The sequence below is a fragment of the Deltaproteobacteria bacterium genome (assembly GCA_022340465.1).
Lineage (GTDB): Bacteria > Desulfobacterota > Desulfobacteria > Desulfobacterales > B30-G6 > JAJDNW01.
Window position 1 is genome coordinate 49,198 of record JAJDNW010000008.1, and the last position, 12,735, is coordinate 61,932.

A 12,735-nucleotide genomic window follows, 5' to 3' on the forward strand; every position below is an offset into this window, starting at 1 on the left:
AGGCCAAAGAAAGTTCTTTCTCCGTTGACGGTCGCCCTTCGATCGGGTCACGAGGAAAGCTCGATTTCCAAATCCAGGCGGTTCAACACTTCAGCCTCTTTTTTTCGGACGACTACCTGGTTTTCAAGACGGACGCCGCCCCATCCCGGCACATAAATGCCCGGCTCCACAGTGACCAGTGCGCATTCATCCAGAGCCGAGTCCCTCAACGGGCTCAAACGGGGGCCTTCATGGATGGCCAATCCGGTTCCATGCCCCAGGGCGTGGCCGAACTTTCCTTTGAAACCATTTTTTTCGATGTAGTCGCGTGCGACGCTGTCTACCTGCTTGGTGCTGGCACCGGCGCGGATCGCCTGAATGGCCATCTGTTGGGCCTGTCTGACGGTATCGAAAACCCGGCGGAATTCGTCGGAGGCGGCGCCTAAAATCAGGGTCCTGGATGTGTCGGAGCAGTAGCCGTCTACGCGGGCGCCCCAGTCGAACAGGATCGGCTCGCCGACCTGTATGGCACGATCGGTGGGGACCGCATGGGGCAGGGCGCTGTTGGGGCCTGCCGCAACGATCGTCGGGAAAGAGAGGCTGTCGGCACCGGCTTGGCGCATGCTTTTTTCCAACAGCCAGGCGACCTCTTTTTCCGTCATGCCCGGCCGCAACAGTGAAATGGTTTCCATGAAAGCGGATTCGGCAACGGCAAGCGCCTTGCGGGTGGCTTCGATTTCGACCTGCTGTTTGACCACCCGGAGTTCTTCCACGATGTTTTCGGTGGGCGTCAGTTCCACGAGGCTATGCGCCTTTTCCAGGGCCCGCCGGAACTCATCGAACTGTTTGAAGGAAACCCGGCGGCTTTCGAATCCCATCTTCCGGATTTTCAGCTTTGCGGCAATTTCGGCCAGCGCTTTGGCCGGGCTCTCTCTGTAGCAGAAAATCGTGCAGTCGCCGGCTTCCTTTTCAGCCTGCAGGAGATAGCGCGAGTCCGTCGCCAGCAACGCATCGTCAGCAGTGACGAACAGGAAACCGGCCGATTCGTCGAACTGGCCGTCTTCACCGGTAAAACCACTCAGGTAGCGACGGTTTTCCGCTACCGACACCATCAAACTACCCAACGCTTTTTGGGCCAGCTTCTTTCTCAAAGCCTCCCTTCTTGTCTGCATGAGTGTATGCACCCCGAACCTCCTTGATACCGTACCGATACTGGTGTTGACTTTTTAACATTCTTATAGCTAATATAAATGCCGAATTCAATTTCAAATTTCCGCACAGAGGGCCGGTGCGGGATGCCTTCGTCACTGGAAAGATGCAACAGGAACCCTTGATGCTCAACCTGCTGAAAAAAATCTTCAGGCTCAATCCGGTTACGCTCACCGTCATTCTTATCGCTCTCGGCATCCTGCTCTATCTGATCGAAATACCTTTCCTGGAACTCGTGGAGTTGAAAACCGTAGACCTGCGGTTTGCCGGGAGGAAAAACGTTTCTCAAAATTCCAAGGTCGTTTTAGCGGTCATAGATGAAAAAAGCGTCGACCGTGAGGGGAAATGGGTCTGGCCGCGGTCGAAAATCGCCGACCTCGTAACGAAGTTGTCCGATGCCGGCGCCGAGGTAATCGCCCTGGACCTCGTGATGTCCGAGCCCGATGAAAAAAGTGTGGTGAGCACCATTGCCGGGATCGAACGCAACCTGACGAATCTGGATGCCGACAACAAGGCATATCTGGAAAAACTGAAAAAGAGCTCCGACAACGACCGACTGCTGGCCGACGCCATCCTTGGATCCAAAGCCAAGGTCGTGCTGGGTTACTTTTTTCAGATGGAAAAAGAACACAGCGGAGACGAAGACGAGGCGCTGGCGCGAGAGGAGGCACACAGTATTCGCAGCTCCCGTTACGGCATTACGCGTTACCTCAGCGGATCGGCGATGCAGGCGCCTCTTTTTAAAGCCATGGTTGCCAACGGGAATATTCCTTCCATCGCATCGACCACCGAGTACAGCGGTTATTTCAACATGTTTCCGGATATCGACGGGGTCGTGCGCTGGATACCGGCCGTCATCAGCTACCGGGACGAGACGTATGCCCCGCTTTCGCTGATGACGGTGAGCGCTCTTCTCGGCGAGCGCCCTCGGCTGATGGTGGCGGATTACGGCGTCGAAAAGGTCGAAATCGGCCCATACGCTATTCCGACGGATGAACTGGGGCGCATCATGATCAACTACCGGGGCGACGCCAAAACCTTCCGGCACATATCGATCACCGACATCCTGAACGGAGAGGTCCCGGCGGATGTTTTCAGTGGCAAAATCGTCATGGTGGGCGCCACGGCCGTGGGTATCTACGACATGCGTGTGACCCCGTTTTCGAGTGTTTTCCCGGGGGTAGAAATCCATGCCAATATCGTTGACAGCGTGCTTTCGAGAGACTTCCTTTTTCAACCCGCCTGGGCGGGCGTCTTCGACATCGCGGTGATCGTGCTTGCCGGCGCAATCCTCGGCTTCGTCCTGCCCAGGGTAAGCGTGTTCCCGGGCATTGCAACGGCCGGCCTGCTCTTTTTCGGACACATGTATTTCTGCCGTTATATCTTCAACGCCCGCGGATGGATCCTCAACATGGTCTATCCCCTGATGGTCATATTGGCGGTGTACATCGGCATCACGGCCTACAAATACCTGGTGGAATCACGGCAAAAACGCTTTATCCGCAATGCCTTTTCCACCTATCTGGCTCCGACGGTCGTCAAGAAGCTCATCGATTCGCCCGAGACCCTGGAATTGGGGGGGGAGGAGCGGGATATCACGGCATTTTTCTCGGATGTCCAAGGGTTCACGAGCATTTCCGAAAAATTGACGCCGGCCGAGTTGGTGGAGCTGCTGAACGAGTTCCTGACCGAAATGACGGACATCATCCTGCAGCATGAAGGCACCGTGGACAAGTTCGAAGGAGACGCCATCATTGCCTTCTTCGGAGCGCCCAACGAGCTGGGAAACCAGGCGGAAACGGCGGCAATAACCTGTGTCCATATGCAGAAACGCCTGCATGAACTGCGTCTGAAATGGAAGAGCGAAGGGCGTCCGGAACTGAAAATGCGGATAGGGTTGTGCACCGGGCCCGCCGTTGTCGGGAACATGGGTTCCAGAAATCGAATGGACTACACCATGATGGGAGACACGGTCAACACCGCCGCCCGGCTCGAAGGGGTGAACAAGGTTTACGGCATCTACTCCCTGGTCTGTGAACAAACGTTCAAGCGGGCCGGCGACCGGGTGGTCGGCCGCGAAATTGACGCCATCAACGTTGTGGGCAAGAAGGAACCCGTCGTGGTCTACCAGCTTCTTGGTTTTCCCGAAGAGACGGATGAAAAAATACGGGGCACGATCCAACACTACGCGGCCGGGCTCCAAAACTACCGGCAGATGCGGTGGGATGACGCCCTCGCGTGTTTCCAGGCCGCCCTGGAAATTAGCCCCGATGACGGCCCCAGTATGACCATGGCCGGACGCTGCAGGGAATACCGCCAAAATCCGCCTGCGGCCGGCTGGAACGGTTCCTACACCATGAAAACGAAATAACAGGTAATCGAACATGGGCATAGTTAAAAGACATCCCGCGCTGTTTTTCGGCTTGGGCCTTACGGCTCTGTTTCTGATTTTCTGGTTCGTGCGGCTGCCGTTCATAGATGTTCTGGATCTGAAGGTTTACGACATCATGATGAAATTCAGGGGGCAGGCCGACAGTCCCAGCAACATCGTCATGGTCGATATCGACGACGCCTCCATAGAGAAACTCGGCAGGTGGCCCTGGCCACGCTCCCTGATTGCCAAAGGTGTCGAAAGAATCAATGCCGGCCATCCGAAAGTTATCGGGCTTAATTTGCTTCTGACAGAGCCGGAGACCAGCCCCGGTCTCGAGGAGTTGGTTAAACTCGAAGAGATGCTTGAAGGGAAGCCGGAAAAGGAGGAGGGAACTGCCAATGCCCGCCTGCTCGGGGCCATAGGGGAAGCCAAGGCGAGGCTGGACCATGACAAAATGCTCACCGCGGCCATGGCCGCTTCGGGAAATGTGATCCTGCCGTTTTTCTTCAAGGAGGCCGCGGTCACCAGGGAGGAAACCGTTGAACCCGGCGATCCGATCATGTCCGCCTCCATTCAGAATGTCCATAGAGAGCAGGGTGTCCCGGTGCCGCGCGGCGACGACATCGTGCTACCGATCGACCCGTTTTTAGAGGCCGCGGCCGGTATCGGACATTTCAACCTGTCCTACGACATGGACGGCACCGCCCGAAAGGAACGCCTGGTTTACGAGTTCGGCGGATTGTATTTTCCTTCTTACACCCTGAGACTCGCCGCCTATTATCTGAATGTCGGATTGGAGGAAGTGAACGCCGATTTGGGCACGTCCGTGAACCTGGGCTCCCTGGTGGAGATTCCCACCACGTTCTATTCGGAGCTGCTGGTCAGTTTCAAGGGCCCCCGGGGTTCGTTCAAACGCTTCTCTTACGTTGACGTCATCGACGACAAAATTCCAACCACCGTCTTCAAAGACAAGCTCGTGTTGGTGAGCCCCTCGGCGGCCGGTATCATGAATCCGCTGAGCACCCCGACAGACCCGACCATGCCTGTTGGCGAGTTCACCGCCCAGACCATATGGGCCATGCTCAACAAGCAGTTCGTCCAAAAGCCGCTGTGGTCCGATATGCTCGAGCTGCTGCTTATTGTGCTGCTGGGAATCGTCATCGCCGTTATTCTGCCTCGCATGAAAGCCGTTGTTGCCGGGTCTGTTTTTATCGCGATTCTGCTCATTTTTATGTTGGGCGACATCTACCTGTTTGTCGCCAGGGGCATGTGGGTGCCGTCCGTGTATCCACTGCTCGAGATCATCATCGGTTATATCGGGGTGGTCAGCCTGGGTTATTTTGCCACAGAGGCATCCAAGGAGAAAGTGGAAGGCGAGTCTGCCGAAACCAACCGCATGCTCGGGTTGAGTTTTCAAAGCCAGGGAATGCTCGACATGGCTTTCGACAAGTTCCGACGGGTACCGGTAAACGATGAAATGAAGGATATCCTCTACAATCTTGGACTGGACTACGAAAGAAAACGCCAGTTCAACAAAGCTGCTTCCGTGTATGAATACATTGAAGGAGCCGACAAGCATTTCAAGGATGTCGTCGGAAGAAAAATGAAGCTCATGCAGGCCAGCGAAACCATGATGTTCGGCGACCGATTTCTTGCCGGCAGCGGCGAACGCGACATGCTCGATACCGGAAGCGAAATAAAGCCAACCCTGGGCCGTTATGAAGTCGAGAAGCAACTGGGCAAGGGAGCCATGGGCATAGTGTATCTTGGCAAAGACCCGCGCATCAACAGGACCACGGCTATAAAGACCTTTCGCTTCACCGATGATTTCCAAGAGAGCGAGATAGCTGAGCTGAAGGAGAAGTTTTTCAGGGAGGCCGAAAGTGCAGGGACGCTTTCGCATCCGAATATCGTCACCATTTACGACGCCGGCGATGAACAGGATCTGGCCTACATTGCCATGGAATACCTGGAAGGGGAGGATTTGCAAAAATACATCAAGAGGGACAACCTGCTTCCCATGCGCAAGGTTATCTCTTACGTCGCCGACATCGCCGACGGCCTCGACTATGCCCATAAACGTGGTATCGTCCACCGGGACATCAAACCGGCCAACGTAATGCTGCTCAAGAACGGCATGGTCAAAATCACCGACTTCGGCATCGCCAGAATCACGGCCACATCACAGACCCGGACGGGTGTGGTCAAGGGCACGCCGTATTACATGTCGCCGGAACAGTTTTCCGGCAAGAAGGTCGACGGAAGATCAGATATTTTTTCGCTGGGGGTCATGATGTACCAGCTGTTGACGGCTACCCTCCCGTTCTACGCCGACAACCCGGCTGCGTTGATGCACAAGATCATGAATGCACCTCATCCGGACCCGAGGAAGGTCAACCCCAAGATCGTAAAACCGCTGGTGCTGATTCTGGACAAGGCGCTGGCCAAGGACAGGGAAAAGCGGTACCAGACGGCGGCCCGTATGTGTTCACATCTGCGGCAGTTAGGTAACAAAATCGACCAGGTGACGGCTCGGCAAAAAGCGCGGTCCCACCCTGCCGGACCTTGACCAGGGAGCGGTTTTATTATACCCTAAACACGGGCTAACTAGCATCTAACAGGACTTATATGTACGTCATTGAATCGGCCGGTCTGACAGACATCGGAAGGTATCGAAAAAACAACGAAGACGCTTTGTTTCTGGATGATAACCAGCAACTCTATGTGGTTGCCGACGGCATGGGTGGTCACCAGGCCGGGGAGATCGCCAGTGGCATCGTTGTTGAAACCCTGTGGGACTACATCAAACGCTTCGAAAGCGGCGAGGGTGATGTAGAAGAACTCGAAGACCAGGACGAGTCGCTGTCCAAAGAAGCCAACCGGCTGCTGGCGGGCATTTATCTGGCCAACAAAAGTGTTTATCATACAGCCCAGGAGAAAGAAGACTACCGCGGTATGGGGTCGACCGTATCATCGGTGTATTTTACGGAGAATACGCTGATCGCCGCCAATGTGGGAGACAGTCCCATCTACCTTGTTCACGACGGGAGCATCGAAATGCTCTCCGTTCAGCATACGGTGCTTGCGGAACAGGCCGCCATGGACCCTCAGGGAGCCGATCAACTGGCGGACGAGTTCAGACACATGCTGACGCGTGCCATCGGCGTGGACGAAAACGTAAAAGCAGATATTTCCGAAATCCAGTGTTTCCAAGGCGACATTCTGGTCATCGGCTCCGACGGCCTGACGGAAGCGATCGAAAAGGAAGAGATCCACGACGTGGTGAAAAGGGAAAAACCGGAAAATGCCTGCCGTACGCTCGTAGACCTGGCCAACGAAAGAGGCGGGAGAGACAACATTACGGTAATTGTGCTTAAGGTCAAGAAAACCAATATAAGACCGGGTGGTTTTTTTCGATTCCTGTCAAAAATTTTCAGATAACCAGATAACCGTAAAGAGGACTCCATCATGCCGGTGCTGACACTCAAATTCAAAGACACCAAAATCAATGACTACAGGCTGCAGGAGGGCGGCAATCTGACCATCGGACGCAGGGACGCTAACAACATCGTTATCGAAAACCTCGCCGTTTCCGGCTTCCATGCCAAGATCGACTCCATCGACAAGGGGTATCTGCTCACCGATCTCAAAAGCAAAAACGGGACGTTCGTAAACGGACAACTCGTCGCGTCGCACTGGCTGGGCCACGGTGATACGATCAATATAGGCAAACATACGCTGCTGTTCATTTTCGAAGATGGGGAGGAAAGAAGCTCCGCCTCCGGCTCCATGGACAAGACCATGGTGATGGACACCGACAAGTACAGGGATATGTTGTCCAAAAGTTCCTCCAACGCTGCCGGACAGCTGCGGCAAAGCGAATCCAACGGTGTGCTTTCTTTTCTTTCCGGAGATCTAAAAGAGTACGAAATCAAGAAAAAGCTTGTCAAAATCGGAAAAGACAACTCTTCAGACATCATCGTCGGCGGACTGATGACGGGAAAGACGGCCGCCACCATAAGCAAACGTCCCAAGGGCTACTACCTCAGCTACGTCGGCGGCATGGCCAAACCGAAGGTGAACAACGAGGTCGTCAGGGAGTCGGTGCTGCTCAAGGAGTTTGACACGATCGAAATCGGATCCTTAAAAGCCCAGTTCGTATTCAAGTCGTGAATGCCCCTATCGAAATGACAAGAACCAAAGCGAGAGGGGAACCGACTGCAACATCACGCTGACGTTCGCGGAGCGCCACCGGTGAACGACGGCGTGATTGCTTTAAGGAGTACATCTTGGATATCAACACGCACCTAGCCATCGACCGTAGGCTCTGCGGCACACCCGTTGCGATAGACACCCGTTATGCCCGTGTGGAAATGGCCCTTACCGAGGAGATGACCGCCGATGCGGCCGGCCTGGTGCACGGCGGATTCATCTTCGGCCTGGCCGACTATGCCGCCATGCTGGCTGTCAATGACCCCAATGTCGTCCTGGGTGGAGCCGATGTGACTTTTTTAAAGCCGGTGGCCATCGAAGAAAGGGTTGTCGCCGAAGCATCCGTTGAAGATGTGAAAGGCAAAAAGCATGTGGTGCACGTCATGGTGAAGCGTGAAACCGAGACAGTTTTTCGAGGTGTCTTCACCTGCTTTGTGCTGGAAAAGCATGTCCTGGAATAAAATCGCGTGTCACGATTTTATGAAACGCGACTTCGTCGCTACAGAAAATATACGGTTTTAGATTGAAGTTGCCCTGACCAAAATCATAGGAGGTAGTGGGCGTGAAGAAAAAAGTGGGTGTTTTGTTGTCCGGTTGCGGTGTGTTCGACGGTTCAGAGATACACGAATCCGTGCTGACCCTTCTGTACCTCGACCGTGCCGGCGTTGAAACCATCTGTATGGCTCCCGATATGGAGCAGATGCACGTCGTCAATCATCTGACCCAGGAGGAAACCGGCGAGCGTCGCAACGTGCTGGTGGAGTCCGCCCGGATTGCGCGGGGAAATATCGTGGATGTCGGAGACGTCAAGGCCGAAACCTTGGACGCCTTGATCATTCCCGGCGGATTCGGCGCCGCAAAAAATCTGAGTGACTTTGCCGTCAAGGGCGCCCAGGCGGCCGTCGTGCCCGAGGTGGCCGAGATCATATCTGCAGTCGTCACCGCGGGAAAACCGGTCGGGGCCATGTGCATAGCGCCCGCCACACTGACCAAGGCGCTGGCATCCCATCACCCGAGTGTCACCATCGGCAACGACCCGGACACGGCCCTGGCCATCGAGGAAATGGGAGGCGAACATCGTGCCTGCACGGTGGAGATGATTCATCGCGACCAAAATAACCGTCTGGTCACCACCCCGGCGTACATGCTGGGACCGGGCATCAAAGATATAGCCGTAGGCATCGAAAAGCTGGTGAACGAAGTGGTGGGCATGATCGGCGAGAAATGATTGAAAATGCCCGGACTGACCATTCACTGCAGCAACCGTCTGGAAGTGCTTTTGCAAACGCTCGCCCGGGAGATTGAACGCCCCCTCGATTCCGTTTTTTCGCCGGAGGTTGTCGTAACCCAGAGCCCGGGAATGGCGCGTTGGATTGCCATGGAACTGGCGCAAATACATCGCATCAGCGCCAATCTGGCATTCCCTTTTCCCAACGCATTCCTGAAAATGTTGTGTGAAAAGCTTTCCCTCGCGTCGCCTCTGGAAGATCCGTTCGAACCGGCTGTCCTGACCTTCCGGGTCATGCAAAAACTGCCCGATTGCCTGGACCGCAAGGGATATGACGTCCTGCGAAGCTACCTGGGAGGAGACACGCGCCACATCAGACTGCTGCAGCTGTCCAGGGAAATAGCACACCTGTACGATCAGTATTTGGTCTTTCGTCCGGAGATCGTCCTGGAATGGGAACACGGAAGTAACGAGGTGCCCAACGGGCACTCCTGGCAGGCCGACCTGTGGCGCGAGGTCGTGTCGGGCTGTGAAAACATGCACCGAATAAGCATGCACACCGGCCTCATCGCCAGGCTCCGCAATGGGCCGTCCGCCGTCGAACACCTACCGGAGAGGGTTTCCATTTTCGGCGTTTCGTATCTGCCCGCCTTCCACCTGCAGATACTGGCCGCCCTGGCCGATACGATCCCGGTCGACTGGTACCTGTTGAGCCCGTGCCGGCAATACTGGGGGGATGTGGTCACCGATCGTGACATCAGGAGAATAAAGGAAACGTACGCCCGCAAAACCGGTGCCGACACCTACCTTCATCTCGACAAAGGCAACTCGCTGCTGGCATCCATGGGCACCCAGGGCCGCGATTTTCTGAACATGATCGCGGAGCTGGGCTGCGATATCAAAGAGGAATACCTTCCACCCGAAAGGAGCAGCCTGCTGACAAGCGTTCAGGCCGATATCCTGGACATGCTGGATGCTCCGAAAACGGTTGCAAACGACCGGACGGTCGCGGGGGCTGACGGTTCCATCGAAATTCATGCCTGCCACAGCATCATGCGCGAAATCGAAGTCCTCCATGACAATCTTCTGCAGATGTTTCACCTGGACCCGCAACTGCACCCCCGGGACATTCTGGTGATGACGCCGGACATCGATGCGTACGCCCCTTTTATCCAGGCGGTGTTCGAACGGTCGATCGACGGGGAACCAACGATTCCCTTCAGTCTGGCCGACCGGTCGTTCATCAACCAGGACAGGGTGTCCGATGCCTTTTTCGCCGTTCTCGACATGGCCGACAGCCGAATGGAGGCTGAAAGGGTCACCGGTTTTCTCGATCGCGACATCATCCGCGATACATTCAATCTGAGCGAACAGGACGTGGCCACGATCGGTGAATGGGTTCAGGATCTCAACGTCCGCTGGGGGCTGGATGGGGCCGATCGGCAGACGCACGGTTTGCCGTATTTCGAAGAAAATTCATGGAAAAGCGGCATCGACCGCCTTTTGCTGGGTTATGCCATGGCGGAACGGGACGGGCAGATGTTCCACGGCATACTCCCCTTCGACGACATGGAAGGAGACCGTGCCCGCATTCTGGGAAATTTCCTGGAATACGTCAGCTGCCTCATGGCGGTCATCGAGGATTTGAAAAAGCCAAAAACGCTGGAGGGTTGGGCGACGACCACGGGCAAAATCATCGACCGCATGTTTTCGACGGATGCGGCATCGGAGAAGGAGGTGCTCCGGTTGAAGGCACTGGTGGCCGATCTGAAACGGGTTCAGCTTATATCGAAGTACGATGGCGCTCTGGCCCTGGATGCCCTGGTGTACCTTTTGCGGCATGCCATGCAGAACGTTCCCTTCGGTTCGGGATTTTTGTCCGGCAGCGTCACTTTTTGCGCCATGCTGCCCATGCGCAGTATCCCTTTCAAGGTCATCTGCCTCATAGGCATGCATGGAAACGCCTTTCCGAGGGAGGGCGGCAAGCCCGGGTTCGACATGATGGCGTCGCACCCCAGGCGTGGCGACCGTTCACGCAGAAACGACGACAAATATCTTTTTCTGGAAGCCCTGATTTCAGCCAGAAAAAAGCTTTACATCAGCTTCATAGGGAGAGACATTCAGGACAATTCCCCGTTGGCTCCATCGGTGCTGGCGAGTGAATTGATGGACTATCTAACCGCGGGGTACGGCGTTGCGGTCGAAAATATCGTTCGGGAGCACCCGCTCCAGGCCTTTTCCCAGGACTATTTCAGGGTGACGTCGGATCTGTTCAGCTACTCCCAGGAGAACTTTGCCGCGGCTATGGCATCGCACCGTCCCGAAGCGATGCCCAAGGTCCCGCCGCCCCCCTCATTGCCGGTACCCGGCGATACCTTCAAAACGATGGATGCCGACACGTTGGGGCTGTTTTTCAGCAACCCGGTCAAGTTTTTCATGCAAAAGCGCATCGGGCTGTTTCTCGAACCGGACGACAAGAGTGCCGAAGACCGGGAACACTTTCGGCTGGAAGGTCTGGGCGCGTACAGGGCGGGGCTGGATTCTTTAAACTGGGTCAACAAGGGGCGGCCCCTGACGGATCTCAAGGCGGTTTTCAAGGCCAGAGGCGTGTTGCCGCCCGGGCAGGTCGGGGAGCACGACTATGCCGGTCTGGCTGCGGAGGTGCGGGAAATGATGGGAAGGGTGGGGGAATGGACCTCCGGCGAAAAGCCCGTGATGCGGGGCATTGACCTGCACCTGGAAAATTTTCGTATCACAGGCACCCTTGCGGATGATTACGGCAACGGCCTGGTTCTGGTGCGGTTTGCCAACTTCAACGCCGCGGAACTCGTGCGCTTCTGGATCCGCCATCTGTTGCTGTGTGCCGCAGAACCGGAAAAAAAGGAATGGCGCAGTGCGTACCTGAGCAGAAATGCCACCATCGTCATCGGTGCGGTTGACAACACCCGAGAGCTTCTGGCATATCTTCTGCGCCTTTACTGGGAGGGACTTTCGCTGCCTCTCGCGTTTTTTCCCAAGAGCGCTTACGCCTATGCACACCAACGGATCGTGCAGGCAAAGCCTCCGGGAGAAGCCCTTCGGGCGGCGGCCGGGGTTATGCGCGGAAACCCGTATGCAAACATAAGGGGAGAAGGAGATGAACCCTATATCCGGTATTACTTTGACGAGGGCGATCCCCTAGGCACAGATTTCGAACGTGCGGCCCTGGCGGTTTACCAGCCGCTGCTTGCCCACTTGCACAAGATATCCCATAAAAGTATTGCGAGGGACGTAAATGTCCGAACGGTATAACAAAACCTACCCCATATCATGGGAGCAGCTTCACCGCGATGCCAAGGCGCTGGCCTGGCGGCTGCTGGAAATGCGGCAGTGGCAGGGAATCGTTGCCATTACGAGGGGCGGACTGGTCCCCGCGGCGATTATCGCGCGCGAACTGGATATCCACCTGGTGGATACCGTCTGCATCTCAAGTTACAGCTGGCAGGACCAGGGCGGGCTCACCGTGCTCAAAGAGGCTCCTGGAGACGGCGAAGGATGGCTGCTCATCGACGATCTGGTGGATACCGGCAAAACAGCTGATATCGCTAGAAAAATGCTGCCCAAAGCCCATTTCGCAACGGTTTACGCCAAACCCGCCGGCCGGCCGGTCGTGGACACGTTTATCACCGAGGTCAGTCAGGACACCTGGATTCTATTCCCCTGGGATTCTGAGTCCCGGTTCGTGCAGCCCCTC

Annotated in this window: 9 protein-coding genes; 8 read left to right on the forward strand and 1 reads right to left on the reverse strand. The window is 55.8% G+C overall.

Annotation, left to right across the window (positions count from 1 at the left end):
- Window positions 1-47 precede the first annotated feature (47 nt).
- A complete protein-coding gene (locus LJE94_01430; protein MCG6908767.1) occupies window positions 48-1,163 on the reverse strand; it encodes an aminopeptidase P family protein in 1,116 nt (371 codons plus the stop codon).
- 131 nt (window positions 1,164-1,294) lie between these two features.
- Between LJE94_01430 and LJE94_01435 the strand changes: the two genes are divergently transcribed.
- The 8 genes from LJE94_01435 to gpt form a co-directional block, all read left to right on the forward strand.
- Window positions 1,295-3,559 carry an adenylate/guanylate cyclase domain-containing protein gene (locus tag LJE94_01435; GenBank protein MCG6908768.1) on the forward strand — a complete coding sequence of 755 codons (2,265 nt, stop codon included), beginning with the start codon at window positions 1,295-1,297 and terminating at the stop codon, window positions 3,557-3,559.
- Window positions 3,560-3,572: 13 nt separating this feature from the next.
- Window positions 3,573-6,131, forward strand: coding sequence for a serine/threonine-protein kinase (locus LJE94_01440; protein ID MCG6908769.1), 2,559 nt, complete (start codon window positions 3,573-3,575; stop codon window positions 6,129-6,131).
- Window positions 6,132-6,190: 59 nt separating this feature from the next.
- Window positions 6,191-7,003: a protein phosphatase 2C domain-containing protein gene (locus tag LJE94_01445; protein MCG6908770.1), complete on the forward strand. Its 813-nt coding sequence runs from the start codon at window positions 6,191-6,193 to the stop codon at window positions 7,001-7,003.
- A 27-nt stretch (window positions 7,004-7,030) separates the two neighbouring features.
- The gene (locus tag LJE94_01450) at window positions 7,031-7,735 is read left to right on the forward strand and encodes an FHA domain-containing protein (GenBank protein ID MCG6908771.1); all 705 of its coding nucleotides are present in this window, start codon (window positions 7,031-7,033) and stop codon (window positions 7,733-7,735) included.
- Between the two features lie 116 nt (window positions 7,736-7,851).
- On the forward strand, window positions 7,852-8,235 hold the full coding sequence (locus tag LJE94_01455; protein ID MCG6908772.1) for a PaaI family thioesterase: 384 nt from the start codon (window positions 7,852-7,854) through the stop codon (window positions 8,233-8,235).
- A 101-nt stretch (window positions 8,236-8,336) separates the two neighbouring features.
- Entirely contained in the window at window positions 8,337-9,002 is a 666-nt protein-coding gene (gene elbB / locus LJE94_01460; protein ID MCG6908773.1) for an isoprenoid biosynthesis glyoxalase ElbB, read from the forward strand.
- A gap of 6 nt (window positions 9,003-9,008) precedes the next feature.
- Window positions 9,009-12,293 (forward strand): exodeoxyribonuclease V subunit gamma, encoded by a 3,285-nt coding sequence (recC, locus tag LJE94_01465; GenBank protein ID MCG6908774.1) that lies wholly within the window; start codon window positions 9,009-9,011, stop codon window positions 12,291-12,293.
- The coding region (gpt, locus tag LJE94_01470) for a xanthine phosphoribosyltransferase (GenBank protein MCG6908775.1) at window positions 12,277-12,735 on the forward strand (459 nt) is incomplete at its 3' end. The genes recC and gpt, both read left to right, overlap by 17 nt.